Genomic DNA, 18,927 nt, shown 5'->3' with positions numbered 1-18,927 from the left:
GGTGGCGCTCATCCTGTCAGCCAATCACGTCCTGTGAACCTCGATGATTATAATAGGGGCTCGGCTGGTGGCCGGCTATAGGAATAATTCCTAAATCACCAATATATTCGGTATCGAGCATCAGGGAAGGGGGTGGGATAATAGTCGTCGCAACAAAAAAGGCCTGCATCGAAATGCAGGCCTTCAATAATTCTGGTGCCCAGAGACGGAATCGAACCGCCGACACGGGGATTTTCAATCCCCTGCTCTACCGACTGAGCTATCTGGGCGAAGAGAGTGCATTCTTTCACCCTTGCCGCGTGTTGTCAACTATCTTGCTGATTTAATTGTAATTCTGCTATCTCACTGCTGAAAGCGCGATACCAATCCGTTCAGTGACTGGCTGATGGTTTCCAGCTCCAATGCCAGCTGTCGATTGCCGCTGGCTTCATGTGCTGAGTCTGATGCCAGGGCGGCACTGTCATTGATACTGATGCGAATCTGGGCGGTGGTCTGTGACTGCTGTTCGGTCGACGCAGCGACCATGGCGTTCATATCAGCGATTTCACGCATGGCGACATTGATGGTTTCCATTGAGCTGCGAGTCTCTTCAACCGCGGTAACGGTTTGGCTGACCAATTGCTTCTGCTGGCTGACGCAGTCCATGGCATCAAGGGAAGTCTGTTCCAGGCGGTTCAGAATGCCCTGTATCTGCTCGGCTGATGTCGTGGTGCTGTTGGCCAGGTTGCGTACTTCATCCGCCACAACGGCAAAGCCGCGGCCAGAAGCCCCGGCACGTGCTGCCTCAATGGCCGCGTTCAACGCGAGCAGGTTGGTTTGGTCGGCAAATCCATGGATCACCTCAAGGGCTTCGCTGATGGCCAACGTGTCCTCGCGCAGACGGTTGATGCTGGATTCGGTCCGCTTGGCTTCCTCGCTTAACCGGCGGGCAAAGGTGCTGGTGCTGCGAATCCGCTCTCCTCCTTGATCGATTTGAGCTTGCACCTGAAGTGTTGCCTCACTGCCGGTTACGGCGCTGGCGGCGACCTCCTGATAAGAGGTGCTGAGCTGGTCCATCTTTAGGGCAGAGGCGTGTGTCTGCTGTTGCTGTTGCTGCACCACGGCTTCCAGCCGTGTCGAGCTGTTGGTGGCACGCACCTGCAGGGCGCCGAGCCTGTGGGTCTGCTGATAGACCTGATCGATCAGCTGTTTGAAATAGTTTTGTAATTGCAACAGGGCTTCATTGAGCTGTCGAGCTTCATTGAAGCGGCTGTTGAGTATCAGGGGTTCATGCAGCTTACCGGCAGCCAGCAGGGTAATATGGTGGCATGCGGTGACGATCAGGCCGGCAAGCCGGTACAACAGCAGGCCCAGGAGCAGCACCATGGTCAGTACCAGCACAATGGCGATGGCCAGCAACGCATAAGTTTGCAACAGCGTTTGTTCAAACGATTCGCTGAGACTGCGTTCAATCCGCGTCAGCTCATCCGCGAGGGTGCTCAGATAGTTGCTGGCCATCGCCTCGCCTTGCAGCTTGTGCTGGAGAAACTTACTCGCGTTGCTCAACTCCTTCGGATAGCGGTTGATCAGGTCTTGAACCTGACTGCGTGCCTCCTCACCCAGCTCGATGCGGCTCGCGCGGGTGTCCCACCCCATCAGCTCGGCCATCGGGTCGGGTTCACTGGTTTTGAATATACCCAAGGCTGGCAGGGCCGCGAGCTCTGCTGTCAGGGTATCCATCCGGCTCAGCTGTTGGTGGATAGACGCCAAGGCCTCTGGGTCCTGCACTTCAACGTAGCGTTGGCGCAGCAATGTCAGGTTATGCAGCTCGCTGAGCAAGCGTGTGTTCAATTGCAGGTATCTCATTGCCTGTTGAGTCATGCCCGGTCGGGCATCGAGTGCCTTGAAAGCATACTCGTGCAGGCTGTTGAGGCCGTAGGCCAGCTCGCGTTCGTTATTGACCAGCAACGCCTGAGGTTCGGCCAGCTTGCCGGCCGAGCGGAGTTTGGGAATCACGGTATCATGCAGGGTCTGCAGGGAGGCATCAATCTGCTCTCGAACCGGCAACGGCAGCCAAAGGTTCGTGAGATTAGCACTGATCAGGTTTTCAATGCCCTGATTCAGGGTGGTCAATTCTGCGGCATTTCCGGTCGCCAGATAGCGGCGTGCGGGCGCTTCAACGTGCTGCTGAATCTGCAGCGTGTAGTCCCGATAACGGGTGCTGTTGGTGAAGGCATCCCCAAGTTGCATCAGTGACCAGATGACCGCTGCACTCAGTCCGGCCAGCAATAGCAACAGTACCAGCAGAGAGGTGCGTGCCAGAGTGGAAATATTCATGATGGACTCGTATCAGGTGTTATCGATGGGCGACAGGGTATTAATGTTTGATGACAGCCCAGTGACACCGGATCGGCACATACTGCGTGGACGTGGTGCAGTGAATCGACTAGAATAGAGGGGTTTAGCCTGCTATCAGTGCAGGTGCATAACAGCCGAATTGACAAAAGCGAGGCAAGCATTCCGTGTTGCCTCGCTTTTTTGCACGTATTCCATCCAAAATTGTCCAGATTAAAGCAGCGCACGCGCGGGGAGGTTCAATTGACGCGACCAGCCATTCTAGCCCTTGAGGACGGCAGCATTTTCAGGGGGATAGCAATTGGCGCCGATGGTGAGTCCAGTGGCGAGGTGGTTTTCAACACCTCGATGACCGGTTATCAGGAAATCCTGACAGACCCGTCCTACTGCCGCCAGATTGTGACCCTGACCTATCCACATATCGGCAACACCGGCGTCAATGCCGAAGATGCAGAGTCCGCACAGACCTGGGCCGCTGGCCTGGTGATCCGCGACCTGCCGCTGCTGGCCAGCAACTTCCGCAGTGAACAGACGCTGGACCAGTACCTGAAGGACAACAACATTGTCGGTATCGCCGACATCGATACCCGCCGCCTGACCCGTATCCTGCGTGAGAAGGGTTCGCAGAACGGCTGCATTCTGGCGGGGAATGAACTGGATGAAGAGAAGGCGCTGGCGGCTGCGCGCGCGTTCCCGGGCCTCAAAGGCATGGATCTGGCCAAGGAAGTCAGCGTGACCGAAGGTTACGACTGGCGCTCCAGCACCTGGACGCTGGGCGAAGGTCATCAGGACAAGGCTGACAGCGAGCTGCCGTTCCACGTGGTCGCCTACGATTTTGGTGTGAAACACAACATCCTGCGGATGCTGGTCGAGCGTGGCTGTCGCCTGACCGTTGTGCCGGCGCAGACTCCCGCTGCTGACGTGCTGGCGCTGAACCCGGATGGTGTTTTCCTCTCCAACGGCCCCGGTGACCCCGAGCCCTGCGATTACGCCATCACGGCCATCCGTGAAATCCTGACTACCGGCATTCCGGTCTTCGGTATCTGCCTGGGCCATCAGCTGCTGGCGCTGGCGTCAGGTGCGCAGACCGTTAAGATGAAGTTTGGCCACCATGGTGCCAACCACCCGGTACAGGATCTGGATCGCAAACACGTGATGATCACCAGCCAGAACCACGGTTTTGCGGTTGACGAGGATTCACTGCCGGCCAACCTGCGTGCAACCCACAAATCCCTGTTCGACGGCTCACTGCAGGGGATCGAGCGTACGGACGTTCCGGCGTTCAGCTTCCAGGGACACCCGGAAGCCAGCCCAGGCCCGCATGACGTGGCGCCGCTGTTCGATCGCTTTATCGAGCAGATGCAGGCCCGTCAGGCCTGATAGCCTCCTGACAAGTCAGTGACAGTAACAGAGACGACCGGTTAAGACAGATGCCAAAACGTACGGACATTAAAAGTATTCTCATCCTTGGTGCAGGCCCGATCGTAATCGGCCAGGCCTGCGAATTCGACTATTCCGGTGCCCAGGCGTGTAAGGCGCTGCGTGAAGAGGGTTACCGCGTCATCCTGGTCAACTCCAACCCGGCGACCATCATGACCGACCCGGTCATGGCGGATGCGACCTACATCGAGCCGATCAACTGGAAGACCGTTGCCAAGATCATCGAAAAGGAACGCCCGGATGCGCTGCTGCCGACCATGGGCGGCCAGACTGCACTGAACTGTGCGCTGGACCTGGATCGTGAAGGCGTGCTGGCCGAATTCGGCGTGGAAATGATCGGTGCGACTCAGGATGCCATCGACAAGGCGGAAGACCGTGACCGCTTTGACAAGGCGATGAAAAACATCGGCCTCGAGTGCCCGCGCTCCGCACTGGCGCACAGCATGGAAGAGGCCCTGCAGGTACTGGACTCCATCGGCTTCCCGGCCATCATCCGTCCGTCGTTTACCATGGGCGGCACCGGTGGCGGCATTGCCTACAACCGTGAAGAGTACATCGAGATCTGTGAACGTGGTCTGGACCTGTCGCCGACCAACGAGCTGCTGATCGATGAGTCTCTGATCGGCTGGAAAGAGTACGAGATGGAAGTGGTTCGCGACAAGAACGACAACTGCATCATCGTCTGCTCGATCGAAAACTTCGACGCCATGGGCGTGCACACCGGTGACTCCATCACCGTGGCGCCGGCCCAGACCCTGACCGACAAGGAGTACCAGATCATGCGTAATGCATCGATCGCGGTACTGCGCGAGATCGGCGTGGAAACCGGCGGCTCCAACGTGCAGTTCGGCGTCGACCCCGAGACCGGCCGCGTGGTGGTCATCGAAATGAACCCGCGTGTCTCCCGTTCATCGGCATTGGCCTCCAAGGCGACCGGTTTCCCGATCGCCAAGATTGCGGCCAAGCTGGCCGTGGGCTATACCCTGGATGAGCTGCAGAATGACATCACAGGCGGTCGTACCCCGGCGTCCTTCGAGCCGTCCATCGACTACGTGGTTACCAAGATTCCGCGCTTCACCTTCGAGAAGTTCCCGCAGGCCAACAGTCGCCTGACCACGCAGATGAAGTCCGTAGGCGAGGTGATGGCGATCGGTCGTTCTCAGCAGGAATCCCTGCAGAAGGCACTGCGCGGTCTAGAAGTGGGTGCCAACGGCTTTGATCCCATCGTGGATCTGACTGCCGAAGACGCCCGTGACACCATCGTGACCGAGCTGACTCAGCCGGGTGCCGAGCGCATCTGGTACATCGGCGACGCCTTCCGTCTGGGCATGAGCGTGGACGAAATCTACAAGCTCAGCGGTGTAGATCCCTGGTTCCTGGTGCAGATCGAAGACATCATCAAGGACGAACAGCGCGTGTCCGAGACGGCGCTGAGCGAACTGGACAAGGATCAGATCTTCCGCCTCAAGCGCAAGGGCTTCTCCGATACCCGCTTGGCGCAGTTGCTGGGTGTGAGCGAGAAGCAGTTCCGCAAGCACCGCCAGGCGCTGGGTGTGCGTCCGGTATTCAAGCGTGTGGATACCTGTGCCGCCGAATTTGCCACTGACACCGCCTACATGTACTCCTCTTATGAGGAAGAGTGTGAAGCCAGCCCGTCCGACCGTGACAAGATCATGGTCATCGGTGGTGGTCCGAACCGTATCGGTCAGGGCATCGAATTCGATTACTGCTGTGTTCATGCAGCGCTGGCTGCGCGTGAGGACGGGTACGAGACCATCATGGTCAACTGCAACCCGGAAACCGTGTCTACCGACTACGATACGTCCGATCGTCTGTACTTCGAACCGATCACGCTGGAAGACGTGCTGGAAATCGTCAATGTCGAACAGCCCAAGGGCGTGATCGTGCAGTACGGCGGCCAGACCCCGCTGAAGTTGGCCGTGGCGCTGGAGCAGGCCGGTGTGCCAGTGATCGGCACCAGCCCGGAAGCGATCGATCGCGCCGAAGACCGTGAACAGTTCCTGCAGATGCTCAAGCGTCTGGGGCTGAAACAGCCGGAAAACGCCACCGTACGCAGCCTGGAAGAGGCCATCGTCAAGGCGGCTGAGATTGGCTATCCGCTGGTGGTACGCCCGTCCTACGTATTGGGTGGCCGTGCCATGGAGATCGTGTACAAAGAGGATGAACTGCGTCGCTACATGAATACGGCGGTGCAGGTGTCCAATGACGCACCGGTGCTGCTGGACCACTTCTTGAATGCGGCGGTTGAAGTCGATATCGACGCGGTCAGCGATGGCAAGACCGTGGTGATCGGTGCCATCATGCAGCATATCGAGCAGGCTGGCGTGCACTCCGGTGACTCGGCATGCTCCTTCCCGCCGTACAGTCTGGCGGCGGATGTACAGGACGAGATGCGCGAAATGGTGCGCAAGATGGGCCTGGAGCTGGGTGTTGTCGGTCTGATGAACGTACAGCTGGCCTACCAGGATGGCGAAATCTACGTTATCGAGGTGAACCCGCGTGCATCCCGTACCGTACCTTTCGTGTCCAAGTGTATCGGCACCTCTCTGGCAGCCGTGGCGGCGCGTGTCATGACTGGCAAGACGCTGGAAGAGGTTGGCTTCACTCAGGAAGTCGTGCCGACGTTCTTCAACGTCAAGGAAGCGGTGTTCCCGTTCAACAAGTTCCAGGGTGTTGACCCGATTCTAGGCCCGGAGATGAAGTCCACCGGTGAAGTCATGGGTACCGGCGCGACCTTTGGCGAAGCCTTCATGAAGGCACAGGTCGGTGCCGGTGAGAAGATGCCGTCTGCCAGTGGCAAGGCGTTTATCTCTGTGCGCGACGTCGACAAGGCGGCCGTAGTCCCGGTCGCCCGTGATCTGGCCGAGCTGGGCTTTGCTCTGGTTGCGACCGCCGGTACGGCGGCGCTGTTGGAAGAATCCGGCCTGGCGGTGACCAAGGTGAACAAGGTGGCCGAAGGGCGTCCGAACATCGTCGACATGATCAAGAATGGTGAAATCAGCTACGTGATCAACACCACCGAAGGACGCAAGGCGATTGCCGACTCGGCCGAGATCCGTCGTTCGGCGCTGCAGCACAAGGTGCCTTACACCACCACGCTGGCAGGTGCAGCGGCAACCGCCGAAGCGCTCAAGTATGGTGAAGAAAAGACGGTTCGCCGTCTGCAGGATCTGCATGCAGGAGTTGAAGCATGAAGCGAGTCCCGATGACCGTCGCGGGCGAAAAGCTGTTGCGCGAGGAGCTGGCCGACCTCAAGTCGGTCCAGCGCCCCGCCGTGATCGCTTCCATCGCTGAAGCGCGTGAACATGGCGACCTCAAGGAAAATGCCGAGTATCACGCGGCCCGCGAGCAGCAGGGTTTCATTGAAGGGCGCATCCGTGAGCTGGAGTACAAGCTGTCTCAGGCCCAGGTGATCGATGTCACCGAAATTCCGCATACGGGCAAGGTGATTTTCGGCACCACGGTTGAGCTGATCAATATCGAAACCGATGAAGAAGTGCGTTACCAGATCGTGGGTGATGACGAGGCCGACATCAAGGCCGGCAAGATCTCCGTCAACTCCCCGATCGCGCGTGCTCTGGTCGGCAAGGAAGAAGGTGACATTGCCGCCGTGCAGACACCTTCCGGCATGACCGAGTATGAAATCGCCGAGGTCGCTCATCTCTGAGCGACCCGCAGGCAAAAAAAACCGCCGAGATCATCGGCGGTTTTTTTATGCCCTGATCAACGCATCAGGTTGGACAGTTTGGGATTGGGCTCGCGCGCAGCGCGGTACAGCAAGGCGATATTGCCGATTTCCTGTACCAGCTGGGCTTCAACGATGGCGCAGAGTTCGCGAATCATCTGCTTCTTTACGCTGCGATCACCAACCGAGAACTTTACCTTGATCAGTTCGTGATCTTCGAGGGCGCGATCCACTTCCAGCTGGATGTTTTCGGTCAGGCCGTTGCCCGCAACCATGACAATCGGGTTCAGGTTATGGCCCAGGGTGCGGAAGTGCTTCTTTTGCTCAGGCGTCAAGCTCATACTAGAATATGGTGCCTCTTGATGGGGGGATAGCCCCGTTGATCAAATAAACAGCTATTTTACCTGACTCCGGCAGGCGTGAGTAGCAGGCAGCTCCATGGTCGAGGTTTTTTGCTCACAGACGGCGACAAAGCCATGCCGGTTGGAACATTTCAGCTGCCAACGGATCCAAACATGGCATGTGGCCTTGAGGTGAATGTGCCTGCTCGGATGTGCATTCGGGTGCGTAACAACGATAAAACAGGTTGCGAAGCGGTGCTGATTCAGTAACAGTGGCAATCAAAAGCGGCCGACAGAATTGAGTGAACAGAGGGTGGTCCATTGAACGATATGGCAAAAAATCTGGTGTTGTGGCTGGTGATAGCAGCGGTGCTGCTGACCGTCTTCAACAATTTCAGTGCCGAAACCGAGAGTGGCAAGTTGAGCTACTCCGATTTTGTGGCCGAGGTGCAGGCAGACCGGGTGGAGAAGGTTACCATCGACGGTTATACCATTATTGGTCAGCGCAGCAATGGCGATCGCTTCGAGACGGTGCGTCCGGCCGTTCAGGATCCCAAGCTGATTGACGACTTGTTGCAGCACAACGTGGTGATCGAGGGCAAGCAGCCGGAGCGCCAGAGCATCTGGACCCAGCTGCTGGTGGCTTCATTCCCGATTCTGGTCATTATTGCCGTGTTCATGTTCTTCATGCGTCAGATGCAGGGCGGCGGTGGCGGCAAGGGCGGCCCCATGTCATTCGGCAAATCCAAGGCGCGGATGATGAGCGAAGACCAGGTCAAAACCACGTTTGATGATGTTGCCGGCGTGGAAGAGGCCAAGGAAGAAGTGAAGGAGCTGGTGGATTACCTGCGTGATCCCGGCAAGTTCCAGCGTTTGGGCGGACATATCCCCCGTGGCGTGCTGATGGCTGGCTCGCCGGGTACTGGTAAAACTCTGCTGGCGAAGGCGATTGCGGGCGAAGCGCGCGTGCCCTTCTTCAGTATTTCCGGCTCTGATTTTGTCGAAATGTTTGTCGGTGTGGGCGCCTCCCGTGTTCGTGACATGTTCGATCAGGCCAAGAAGCATGCGCCCTGCATCATTTTTATCGACGAAATCGATGCGGTCGGTCGTCATCGTGGTGTCGGCATGGGCGGCGGTAACGATGAGCGTGAGCAGACGCTGAACCAGTTGCTGGTCGAGATGGATGGCTTTGAAGGTACCGAAGGCATTATCGTGATTGCGGCCACTAACCGTCCGGATGTGCTGGACCCGGCGCTGTTGCGTCCTGGTCGCTTCGACCGTCAGGTCCATGTTGGCCTGCCGGATATCCGTGGCCGTGAACAGATTCTCAAGGTGCACATGCGCAAGGTACCGCTGGGCGATGACGTCAAGCCGGAGCTGATTGCGCGCGGTACCCCGGGTTTCTCTGGTGCGGATCTGGCCAACCTGGTCAACGAGGCGGCGCTGTTTGCGGCGCGCAACAACCGTCGTACTGTCAGCATGGAGCAGTTCGAGCAAGCCAAGGACAAGATCATGATGGGCGCCGAACGCAAATCCATGGTGATGTCCTATAAGGAGCGCCTGAATACGGCCTACCACGAAGCCGGTCATGCGATCATTGGTCGGGTCATGCCCGAGCATGACCCGGTGTACAAAGTCTCCATCATTCCGCGCGGCCGCGCCCTGGGCGTGACCATGTTCCTGCCGGAAGAGGATCGTTACAGCCACAGCCGCCAGTGGATCATCTCCCAGATCTGCTCGCTGTACGGTGGCCGCTTGGCGGAAGAAATGACCCTGGGCAAGGAGGGTGTCACCACGGGGGCCTCCAATGACATCCAGAAGGCGACCTCTCTGGCACGCAACATGGTGACCAAGTGGGGCCTGAGTGAAGATCTGGGGCCGCTGCTGTATGGCGATGAGGATGATGATCCCTTCGGTCGTGGCATGGGCCAGGGTGCCAAGCCCATGTCTGAAGAGACACAAAAGCGCATTGATGCCGAGGTCAAGCGCATCATCGACGAGTGCTATCAGAAAGCTTCGCAGATTCTGCACGAGAATCGCGATATCCTCGATGCCATGGCGGAAGCGTTGATGAAGTACGAGACCATCGGCTCTGAACAGCTGGATCAGCTGATGGCGCGTTCCGACGTGACGCCGCCGGATGGTTGGGTTGAAGCCCAGGACCGTGCTGATCAGGCCGAGCGCGAAATGCATGAGCGGAAACAGCAGGCAGATCAAACTCCGCCGGCCGACCCCGATGTGCCGGTTGCTGGTGACGATGAGGACAAGGCCGATAGGGAAGAGGGGCGCCGTGATGATGACGACTCCAATCCCTGGCAACGTCCTGATGGCCGCTGAGTCAATCTGATCTGCTATCATAGCCGGCCTTGGGGCCGGCTTTTTTGTGTCCGGCGTAGAGGGTTTATGCGGAACAGCGGGGATAATGTGATGGCAATACTGCAGTGCGCCGGACGTGCGCTTGACCTTTCGCAGGTGCAGGTGATGGGGATCTTGAACGTGACGCCGGATTCCTTTTCAGATGGCGGTAGCGTGTACCAGGATCGCCGGCTGTCGGTGGAAATGGCGCTGCGCAAGGCTGAGCAGATGGTGCATGAAGGGGCTACGCTGATTGATATCGGCGGTGAATCAACGCGGCCTGGCGCCACCCCTGTCCCGGTTGAAGAGGAACTGGCACGAGTGGTGCCGGTGGTCGAGCGGCTCAGCCGTGAGCTGGATGTCGTGCTGTCGATTGATACCAGTGCCCCCGAGGTCATGCAGGCCTGTGCCGATGCCGGTGCGGGGTTATTGAATGATGTGCGTTCCTTTTCGCGTCCGGGTGCCTTTGAAGTGGCCGTTGCCACGGACTTGGCGCTGTGCGTGATGCATATGCAGGGCAGCAGCCCGGCGACCATGCAGCTGCGCCCTCAGTATCAGGAGGTGACCGAAGAAGTGGAGCACTTCTTGCAGTTCCAGCTGCAACGCTGTCGCGATGCTGGCATTGCGGATAATCGCCTGTTGCTGGATCCCGGGTTTGGTTTTGGCAAGACACTGGAACATAATCTGCAGCTGCTGAATCGTCTGCAGCAGTTACAGACGGTGGGCGCCCCTCTGCTGGTCGGCACGTCGCGCAAATCCATGATCGGCATGACCCTGAACCGTCCGGTCGATGAGCGTTTGTACGGCAGTTTGGCCACAGTGGCGCTGGCGGTCGAGAGAGGTGCCAAGGTCATCCGGGCACATGATGTTGCGGCAACCGTGGATGTGGTGCGCATGACCGAAGCTGTTATTAACGAAGCAACAGGAGCGTAAGGCGTGAGCCGTAAATACTTTGGTACCGATGGTATTCGTGGTGAAGTCGGGCAGTTTCCGATCACGCCGGATTTTGTGCTCAAGCTGGGTTGGGCTGCGGGTTGTGTTTTTGCCCGTGAAGGTTATAGCAAGATTCTGATCGGCAAGGATACCCGCATTTCGGGCTACATGTTTGAGTCGGCACTGGAGTCGGGTTTATCGGCCGCCGGTGTCGACGTCCTCTTGACCGGCCCTATGCCGACACCGGCTGTGGCGTACCTCACGCGTACCTTTCGTGCCAATGCTGGCATCGTGATCAGTGCGTCGCACAACGTTTATTCGGACAACGGTATCAAGTTTTTCTCTGCCGATGGCACCAAACTGCCGGACGAGGTGGAGCAATCCATCGAAGCGCAGATGGATCTGGCAATGACCACGGTGCCTTCAGCCCGGCTTGGCAAGGCGCGTCGAGTTGAAGATGCGGCCGGTCGCTATATCGAGTTTTGCAAGGGCACGTTGCACAATCGCTTCAGCCTCAAGGGGATGCGCATCGTGCTGGATTGTGCCAATGGCGCTACCTACCACGTGGCTCCCAAGGTATTGAGGGAGCTAGGGGCCGAGGTTATCGAGATTGCGTCATCTCCGGACGGTGTCAACATCAACGATGCTTGTGGTGCAACGGACCCCGCGCGTCTACAAACGGTCGTGCTGGCTGAAGCGGCTGATCTGGGAGTAGCGCTGGATGGCGATGGCGACCGTCTGATGATGGTGGACCACCAGGGGGAGGTTGTTGATGGTGATGAAGTTCTGTTCATCATTGCGACAGCCATGCAGCAGACCGGCGCCTTTCAGGGGGGCGTCGTCGGTACACTGATGTCCAATTTCGGTCTGGAGCAGGCGCTCAAGCAACGAGATATTCCCTTTGTACGGGCCAAGGTCGGGGATCGCTATGTCATTGAGCAGATGCAGCAGCACGGCTGGATGCTGGGTGGTGAAAGCTCGGGACATATTGTCTGTGGTCATCTGACCACCACCGGGGACGGACTGGTGGCGGCTCTGCAGGTACTCAAGGCCGTTGTCGAGTCGGAGCTTACGCTGCATGAATTGAAAACCGGCATGCACAAGATGCCGCAGACCATGATCAATGTGGCCATGCCCTGCAAGATGGATCCGATGGCGTCCAGCGAAGTGGCTGCAGCGGTACATGCCGTCGAGGCAGAGCTGGGTGAGCGTGGGCGTGTTTTACTGCGGCCCTCGGGGACCGAGCCGGTGGTGCGTGTCATGGTGGAAGGCGAAGACAGCGCAGAGGTTCAGCGCCTGTGCGGCGAGCTGGCGCAGACAGTAGAAAAATCCCTGAGTGCTCTTGCCAGCTGATATTGGCTCGGCTACTATATGCGCCTCTTTCGTAAGGGGATATCGATGCGTAAAGCACTGGTTATCGGCAACTGGAAGATGAACGGTCAGCAGGTACTGAACAAGTCCCTTGTTGAACAGATCAAAACAGGTGTCGCAAATGAGTTGTTGGGGCGTATCGATGTTGGCGTATGTCCGCCCGCAGTTTATGCTCAGTCCGTTATTGAGCAGCTGAGTGGTGTTGATATTGTTGTCGGCGCTCAGAACATGAGTGAGCACGATAGCGGCGCATTTACGGGGGAAGTTTCTGCTGTAATGCTGAAGGATATCGGCTGTGGGCTGGTTATTCTTGGGCATTCCGAGCGTCGTGCATTGTTTGCCGAAACAAATGTGGCGGTAGCTGCAAAGGTCAAGGCTGCGCTAGCGGCAGGTTTGATGCCTGTTGTCTGTGTTGGTGAGACCCTTGAGCAGCGTGAAGCCGGCAAGGCTGCGGATGTGGTGCGCGAGCAGCTTGATCAAGGGCTTGCGGGTGTTGATGCGAGCGAGTTGTCCAAGGTGGTGATAGCTTATGAGCCCGTCTGGGCGATCGGTACTGGCCTGACAGCATCGCCGGAGCAGGCGCAGGAAATCCATCATCTGCTGCGCAAGGCACTTGAAGCCAAGTCTGCTGCTGTTGCCGCAAATGTTCGTCTCCTGTACGGTGGCAGTGTCAATGCAGCCAATGCTGAGGCGCTGTTTGCGCAGCCAGATATCGATGGTGGCCTTATTGGTGGTGCATCATTGAAGGCTGAAGATTTTATCGCGATCTGCCGTGCAGCGGCAGTCGCCGGCTAAACGGTATCGATGATGGAAAGTATTGTTCTGATCGTTCATGTGCTGCTGGCTGCTGCAATTGTTGCTTTGGTGCTGCTGCAGCAGGGTAAGGGCGCAGAAGCAGGTGCTGCCTTTGGCGGTGGCGCATCTCAGACTGTTTTTGGCAGTCAGGGGTCTAAAAGTTTTCTGGGACGTCTGACCGCAATCATGGCGGCAGGTGTGTTCGCGACCAGCTTTGCGCTGGCGGTGTTCGCGAAGCAGAAAGCAGAAAGTGTAAATGATGCTGGTATTCCGGCGGCAGAAGTGATTGAATCTGCAGCCGATGCTCAGCAGGAATTGCCGGCGCTCGAGGGTGCTGGTGCTGAAAAGCCTGCTTCCGATATTCCGGTTGCAGAATAAGTTTCAAGCCGAAGTGGTGAAATTGGTAGACACGCCATCTTGAGGGGGTGGTGAGCTATGCTCGTGCCGGTTCGAGTCCGGCCTTCGGCACCATTTGTAAGTACGGCAGGTGTTGTGTATACTGTGCACCTGTTTCTGATGCGGGGTGGAGCAGTCTGGTAGCTCGTCGGGCTCATAACCCGAAGGTCGTTGGTTCAAATCCAGCCCCCGCTACCACTTTTATTACGAAAAAGCCCCTGTTTAGGGGCTTTTTCGTAGGTGAACAACAGGCACCAAGTGCCGCGTCAGAAATGGGTCCTAGGGGCCCATTTTTTGTTTCAGGCATATCCAACGAGGTCTTCGTCAGTGTCAGCCAAACTTAATGCCTTGCATGAATTGATAGAACCGGCCGTAACCGCGCTGGGGCTTGAGTTGTGGGGGCTGGAGTTCAACTCCGCCGGTCGCCAGAGTACGCTGCGTATCTATATTGATGGGCCCGAGGGTGTCAATGTGGATGACTGTGCCCGCGTCAGCCACCAGGTCAGCGGTATTCTTGACGTGGAAGACCCCATTCAGGAGCAGTACCTGTTGGAAGTGTCTTCCCCAGGCATGGATCGGCCGTTGTTCACCCTGCAACATTTCGAAGCGTACGCGGGCCACATGGTACAGCTGCGCCTGCGCGTTCCCTTTGAAGGGCGTCGCAAATTCAAGGGCCTGCTGAACGGCGTCGAAGGTGACGAGGTTCTGCTGGTTGTCGATGATGAAGAGTATCTATTGCCGGTCGACTATATCGACCGTGCCAATGTGATTCCCCAGTTTTAACACCGGTTTGAGGTTTGGCGAGGCAGTCGTATGAATAAAGAGATTCTACTGGTTGCAGAAGCTGTTTCTAATGAAAAGGATGTGCCCAAGGGCGTCATTTTTGAAGCGATAGAAGTTGCTCTGGCCACGGCTACAAAGAAACGCTATGACGAAGAGGCGGATATCCGCGTCGAAATTGATCGTGCAACCGGCGACTATGAAACCTGGCGCCGCTGGCTGGTGGTCAGCAACGAAGTCGTGCCGGCTCTGGGTACCGAGCTGACCCTGGAAGAAGCACACGAGATCGATACCAACCTGCAGCCGGGCGACATTCACGAAGAGAAAGTCGAGTCCGTGGCCTTCGGCCGTATCGCTGCCCAGACCGCCAAACAGGTGATCGTGCAGAAGGTACGTGAAGCCGAGCGTGCCAAGGTTGTCGAACAGTACCAAGATCGCAAGGGTGAACTGGTCGCCGGCACCGTGAAGAAGGTGACCCGCGACAACATCATTGTCGACCTGGGCAACAACGCCGAGGCTCTGTTGCCGCGCGAAAACCTGATTCCGCGTGAAAGCTTCCGCATGGGGGATCGCGTCCGTGCGGTGCTGGAAGAAGTGCGCAGCGAAGGTCGTGGTCCGCAGCTGATCCTGAGCCGTACTTCCAACGCCATGTTGATTGAGCTGTTCAGCATCGAGGTGCCGGAGATCGCCGAAGAGGTTATCGAAATTCGTGCGGCGGCGCGGGATGCCGGTGCACGCGCCAAGATCGCCGTGAAAACCAATGATGGCCGCATCGACCCGGTGGGCGCCTGTGTCGGCATGCGGGGATCCCGTGTGCAGGCGGTTTCAAATGAACTGGGGGGTGAGCGGGTTGATATCATCCTGTGGGATGACAACCCCGCACAACTGGTCATCAATGCCATGGCGCCGGCCGAAGTGGCCTCTATCGTCATCGACGAAGAGAGTCATGCCATGGATGTTGCCGTTGCGGAGGAAGCACTGGCGATGGCCATCGGTCGCAGTGGTCAGAACGTGCGTCTGGCGGCCGAACTGACCGGCTGGGATCTGAATGTCATGTCGGAAGCAGAAGCTGCCGACAAGCAGCAATCCGAAGTGGGTGCCGTGGTCGACATGTTCGTCCAGCACCTGGATGTTGATGAAGAGCTGGCGGAAGTATTGGTAGGTGAAGGCTTTACCTCACTGGAAGAGGTGGCTTACGTACCGGCCGACGAAATGCTCGAGATTGAAGAATTTGATGAAGAGCTGATTGAAGCCCTTCGTGCCCGTGCCAAGGATGCGCTGATCAACCTGGCGATTGCCAGTGAAGAGCAGCTGGGCGACACCGAGCCGGCAGAAGACCTGCTGACTATGGATGGCATGGAGCGCACCCTGGCATACCAGCTGGCGGCTCGCGGTGTTGTCACCATGGAAGATCTGGCAGAGCAGTCCGTTGAGGACCTGCTGGACATCGACGGGCTAACCGAAGAAAAGGCAGCCGAGCTGATCATGACAGCACGTGCGCCCTGGTTTGCACAAGAGCAGTAAACGCCAGCGGAAGAGGAGAACACATACATGGCAGAATTAACCGTCAAAAAACTTGCCGATGTGGTTGGGGTATCCGCTGAGCGTCTGCTGACGCAAATGCAGGAAGCCGGTATCACGGGCAAAAAAATAGAATCCAATGTATCGGAAGATGAACGTCTCAAGCTGCTCAGCCATCTGAAGCGCAGCCATGGCGAAAGTGCCGATGCGGCTGAACCGAGCAAGATTACTTTGAAGCGCAAGACCAAGTCACAACTGAAGATTTCCAGTGCCTCCGGGCAGCGCAAGACCGTTAGTGTTGAAGTGCGCAAAAAGCGCACCTACGTGAAGCGTTCCGTATTGGAAGAAGAGAACAAGTCGGCAGAAGAGCCGGTCGTGGAGGCGAAAGCTGAAGCCGCTCCGGCTCCGGTCGAGGCGCCGGCAGTACCTGAGGTCCCGGCTGCTCCGGCAGTTGAGGAAACCAAGGCCGAAGCCAAGGCGGAAGCGAAGCCTGAGGCGCCTTCCGCAGCGCCGTCAGCCCCTGTGGCGGCTGACAACGCGCCCGCTGCCGAGCCTGTGCATGAAAATCCGCGTCGCAAGGACAAGGAAAAATCACGCCGCAGTGATGATGACCGCCCGCGCCGAGGCAAGGGTGGTAAGAGTGCCCGCCAGGAGCAGGATAGCCGTGGTCGTCGCGGCAAGGGGGGCAAACGTGGTGCAGCGGCAGGTCGCGGCCGTGCCGGCAGTAGCCAGAATCAGCACGGTTTTGAAAAGCCGACCGCGCCGGTTGTGCACGAGGTTAATGTTCCGGAAAGCATAACGGTTGCCGAGCTGGCTAAGAAGATGTCCGTCAAGGCGGCGGAAGTCATCAAGGCAATGTTCAAAATGGGCGCCATGGCCACCATCAACCAGGTCCTGGACCAGGACACAGCGGTACTGGTCGTTGAAGAAATGGGCCACAAGGCCAAGCCGATGCAGGAAAACGCGATCGAGGATGAACTGCTCGAAAGCGTTGCCGCTGTTCAGGGCGAGCAGGAACACCGTGCACCGGTTGTGACCGTCATGGGGCACGTTGACCACGGTAAAACCTCATTGCTGGATTACATCCGTCGCACCAAGGTGGCAACGGGTGAAGCGGGGGGCATTACTCAGCACATCGGTGCCTACCATGTGGAAACCGAAAACGGCATGGTCACCTTCCTGGATACACCGGGGCACGCGGCCTTTACTGCCATGCGTGCACGTGGTGCGAAACTGACTGATATCGTGGTGCTGGTGGTAGCGGCCGATGACGGTGTCATGCCGCAGACGGAAGAGGCTGTCCAGCATGCCAAGGCTGCCGGTGTACCGCTGGTGGTAGCGGTCAACAAGATCGACAAGGAAGAAGCCGATCCAGACCGCGTCAAAAACGAGCTGGCTCAGCGTGATGTCATTCCGGAAGAGTGGGGCGGTGACGTCCAGTTTACGCACGTGTCTGCCAAGAGCGGCGAAGGCATCGACAGCCTGCTGGAAGCGATTCTGTTGCAATCGGAAGTGCTTGAACTGACAGCGGTCAGGGATGCTCCGGCACAGGGCGTCGTAGTTGAGTCCCGTGTCGACAAGGGACGCGGTTCGGTTTCCACGCTGCTGATCCAGAACGGTACCCTCAACAAGGGTGACATCGTGCTGGCGGGTCTGCATTATGGCCGTGTACGTGCCATGCTGGACGAGAACGGCAAGCCCATCGATGCGGCCGGTCCGGCCATTCCGGTCGAGATCCTCGGCCTGGACGGCACACCGGATGCCGGTGACGAGTTCACCGTCGTCTCCAGCGAGAAGAAAGCGCGTGAAGTGGCGCTGTTCCGTCAGGGTAAGTACCGCGAGATCAAGCTGGCCCGTCAGCAGAAGGCCAAGCTGGAAAACCTGTTTGAGAACATGCAGGCGGGTGACGTGAAGTCGCTGAACATCGTCCTGAAAGCGGACGTGCGCGGTTCTCTGGAAGCGATTATCCAGTCGCTGGAAGATCTGTCCACCGACGAAGTGAAGGTGAACATCGTCTCTAGCGGCGTGGGCGGTATTGCCGAGACTGACGCTAACCTGGCATTGGCATCTTCCGCCATCCTGATCGGCTTTAACGTTCGTGCCGACAACCAGGCCAAGGCCGTGGTGGAACGCGAAGAGCTGGAGTTGCGTTACTACAGCGTCATCTATGACATCATTGATGATGTCAAGCAGGCGATGACCGGTCTGTTGTCGCCGGAATACCGTGAAGATATTGTCGGTATTGCCGAAGTGCGTGACGTCTTCCGCTCGCCGAAGCTGGGCGCCATTGCCGGCTGCATGGTCACCGAAGGTACCGTTTACCGCAACAAGCGTATCCGTGTGTTGCGTGACAACGTGGTGATCTATGAAGGCGAGCTGGAATCCCTGCGTCGCTTCAAGGATGCCGTGGCCGAAGTCCGCCAGGGCATGGAGTGTGGTATCGGTGTGAAGAACTACAACGACGTGAAGGTCGGCGACCAGATCGAAGTGTTCGACACCGTCGAAGTACAGCGTACGCTGTAAGCGGAGCACTATGGCACGCGATTTCAAACGAACCGACCGGGTGGGAGATCAGATCCAGCGTGATCTGGCCTCCCTGATTCAGCGTGATATCAAGGATCCACGTCTGGGGATGGTGACCATCAGCCATGTCAAGGTGAGCAAGGACCTCGGTTATGCCGATGTCTATTTCACCGTGATGGCCTTTGGTGAGCAGACCGATGAGACGCAGGTGGAGGCGATCAAGAACGCCACCAGCATCCTGAACAACGCTGCCGGTTTTCTGCGCACCGAGCTGGCCCGTGGCATCAAGCTGCGGGTGATGCCGCAGCTGCGTTTCCACTTTGATGAAAGTGTGGAACGTGGCCGTCACCTGCATGGCCTGATCGAAAAGGCCTGGCAGCAGGAAGCCAAGCGCGCGGACAATGACGAAGACAATAACGGGAACTGATTACT

General features: G+C 57.8%; 14 protein-coding genes and 3 tRNA genes. 14 read left to right on the top strand and 3 right to left on the bottom strand.

Translation table 11 applies throughout. The annotated features are described in order from the left end of the window. Nucleotides 1-193: 193 nt before the first annotated feature. Both KTN04_RS12895 and KTN04_RS12890 read right to left on the bottom strand, forming a co-directional pair. A tRNA-Phe gene (locus KTN04_RS12895) sits at nt 194-269 on the bottom strand. 73 nt (nt 270-342) lie between these two features. Further along, entirely contained in the window at nt 343-2,316 is a 1,974-nt protein-coding gene (locus KTN04_RS12890) for a methyl-accepting chemotaxis protein (RefSeq protein WP_217335643.1), read from the bottom strand. A gap of 261 nt (nt 2,317-2,577) precedes the next feature. Here KTN04_RS12890 and carA point away from each other — a divergent pair, with 261 nt between their 5' ends. Genes carA through greA form a run of 3 tightly spaced genes read left to right on the top strand, consistent with a single transcriptional unit; the run spans nt 2,578 to nt 7,462 of the window. Beyond that, on the top strand, nt 2,578-3,714 hold the full coding sequence (gene carA, locus KTN04_RS12885; RefSeq protein ID WP_217335642.1) for a glutamine-hydrolyzing carbamoyl-phosphate synthase small subunit: 1,137 nt from the start codon (nt 2,578-2,580) through the stop codon (nt 3,712-3,714). A 50-nt stretch (nt 3,715-3,764) separates the two neighbouring features. Then, nucleotides 3,765-6,989, top strand: coding sequence for a carbamoyl-phosphate synthase large subunit (gene carB, locus KTN04_RS12880; RefSeq protein ID WP_217335641.1), 3,225 nt, complete (start codon nt 3,765-3,767; stop codon nt 6,987-6,989). Next, nucleotides 6,986-7,462 carry a transcription elongation factor GreA gene (greA, locus tag KTN04_RS12875; RefSeq protein ID WP_217335640.1) on the top strand — a complete coding sequence of 159 codons (477 nt, stop codon included), beginning with the start codon at nt 6,986-6,988 and terminating at the stop codon, nt 7,460-7,462. Before carB ends, greA begins: the two co-directional genes overlap by 4 nt. 56 nt (nt 7,463-7,518) lie before the next feature. Here greA and KTN04_RS12870 read toward each other — a convergent pair whose 3' ends face one another. After that, the gene (locus tag KTN04_RS12870; RefSeq protein ID WP_217335639.1) at nt 7,519-7,821 is read right to left on the bottom strand and encodes a YhbY family RNA-binding protein; all 303 of its coding nucleotides are present in this window, start codon (nt 7,819-7,821) and stop codon (nt 7,519-7,521) included. A 330-nt stretch (nt 7,822-8,151) separates the two neighbouring features. Here KTN04_RS12870 and ftsH point away from each other — a divergent pair, with 330 nt between their 5' ends. From ftsH to rbfA, 11 genes are all read left to right on the top strand, one after another. Beyond that, nucleotides 8,152-10,158: an ATP-dependent zinc metalloprotease FtsH gene (gene ftsH, locus KTN04_RS12865; RefSeq protein ID WP_217335638.1), complete on the top strand. Its 2,007-nt coding sequence runs from the start codon at nt 8,152-8,154 to the stop codon at nt 10,156-10,158. 90 nt (nt 10,159-10,248) lie between these two features. After that, nucleotides 10,249-11,109, top strand: coding sequence for a dihydropteroate synthase (gene folP / locus KTN04_RS12860; RefSeq protein WP_217335637.1), 861 nt, complete (start codon nt 10,249-10,251; stop codon nt 11,107-11,109). A gap of 3 nt (nt 11,110-11,112) precedes the next feature. Next, nucleotides 11,113-12,462, top strand: coding sequence for a phosphoglucosamine mutase (gene glmM, locus KTN04_RS12855; RefSeq protein WP_217335636.1), 1,350 nt, complete (start codon nt 11,113-11,115; stop codon nt 12,460-12,462). A gap of 45 nt (nt 12,463-12,507) precedes the next feature. After that, nucleotides 12,508-13,275, top strand: a complete 768-nt coding sequence (gene tpiA, locus KTN04_RS12850) for a triose-phosphate isomerase (protein ID WP_217335635.1) — start codon at nt 12,508-12,510, stop codon at nt 13,273-13,275. A 12-nt stretch (nt 13,276-13,287) separates the two neighbouring features. Then, the gene (secG, locus tag KTN04_RS12845; RefSeq protein WP_217335634.1) at nt 13,288-13,653 is read left to right on the top strand and encodes a preprotein translocase subunit SecG; all 366 of its coding nucleotides are present in this window, start codon (nt 13,288-13,290) and stop codon (nt 13,651-13,653) included. Between the two features lie 7 nt (nt 13,654-13,660). Beyond that, a tRNA-Leu gene (locus KTN04_RS12840) sits at nt 13,661-13,746 on the top strand. 46 nt (nt 13,747-13,792) lie between these two features. Continuing rightward, nucleotides 13,793-13,869: transfer RNA gene (locus tag KTN04_RS12835), tRNA-Met, on the top strand. A gap of 129 nt (nt 13,870-13,998) precedes the next feature. After that, a complete protein-coding gene (gene rimP, locus KTN04_RS12830; protein ID WP_217335633.1) occupies nt 13,999-14,454 on the top strand; it encodes a ribosome maturation factor RimP in 456 nt (151 codons plus the stop codon). Between the two features lie 30 nt (nt 14,455-14,484). Then, nucleotides 14,485-15,975: a transcription termination factor NusA gene (nusA, locus tag KTN04_RS12825; RefSeq protein WP_217335632.1), complete on the top strand. Its 1,491-nt coding sequence runs from the start codon at nt 14,485-14,487 to the stop codon at nt 15,973-15,975. A gap of 27 nt (nt 15,976-16,002) precedes the next feature. Continuing rightward, nucleotides 16,003-18,495 (top strand): translation initiation factor IF-2, encoded by a 2,493-nt coding sequence (gene infB / locus KTN04_RS12820; RefSeq protein ID WP_217335631.1) that lies wholly within the window; start codon nt 16,003-16,005, stop codon nt 18,493-18,495. A 10-nt stretch (nt 18,496-18,505) separates the two neighbouring features. Next, nucleotides 18,506-18,922, top strand: coding sequence for a 30S ribosome-binding factor RbfA (rbfA, locus tag KTN04_RS12815; protein WP_217335630.1), 417 nt, complete (start codon nt 18,506-18,508; stop codon nt 18,920-18,922). Nucleotides 18,923-18,927: the final 5 nt, after the last annotated feature.

The sequence above is a fragment of the Marinobacterium weihaiense genome (assembly GCF_019061305.1).
GTDB lineage: Bacteria > Pseudomonadota > Gammaproteobacteria > Pseudomonadales > Balneatricaceae > Marinobacterium > Marinobacterium weihaiense.
This window is presented reverse-complemented; position numbering and strand designations above follow the sequence as displayed.

Coding starts and splice junctions, on each gene's coding strand:
- KTN04_RS12890 (WP_217335643.1), bottom strand. CDS start 2,316: ATGAATATTTCCACTCTGGCACGCACCTCTCTGCTGGTACTGTTGCTA.
- carB (WP_217335641.1), top strand. CDS start 3,765: ATGCCAAAACGTACGGACATTAAAAGTATTCTCATCCTTGGTGCAGGC.
- greA (WP_217335640.1), top strand. CDS start 6,986: ATGAAGCGAGTCCCGATGACCGTCGCGGGCGAAAAGCTGTTGCGCGAG.
- KTN04_RS12870 (WP_217335639.1), bottom strand. CDS start 7,821: ATGAGCTTGACGCCTGAGCAAAAGAAGCACTTCCGCACCCTGGGCCAT.
- ftsH (WP_217335638.1), top strand. CDS start 8,152: ATGGCAAAAAATCTGGTGTTGTGGCTGGTGATAGCAGCGGTGCTGCTG.
- folP (WP_217335637.1), top strand. CDS start 10,249: ATGGCAATACTGCAGTGCGCCGGACGTGCGCTTGACCTTTCGCAGGTG.
- tpiA (WP_217335635.1), top strand. CDS start 12,508: ATGCGTAAAGCACTGGTTATCGGCAACTGGAAGATGAACGGTCAGCAG.
- secG (WP_217335634.1), top strand. CDS start 13,288: ATGGAAAGTATTGTTCTGATCGTTCATGTGCTGCTGGCTGCTGCAATT.
- nusA (WP_217335632.1), top strand. CDS start 14,485: ATGAATAAAGAGATTCTACTGGTTGCAGAAGCTGTTTCTAATGAAAAG.
- infB (WP_217335631.1), top strand. CDS start 16,003: ATGGCAGAATTAACCGTCAAAAAACTTGCCGATGTGGTTGGGGTATCC.
- rbfA (WP_217335630.1), top strand. CDS start 18,506: ATGGCACGCGATTTCAAACGAACCGACCGGGTGGGAGATCAGATCCAG.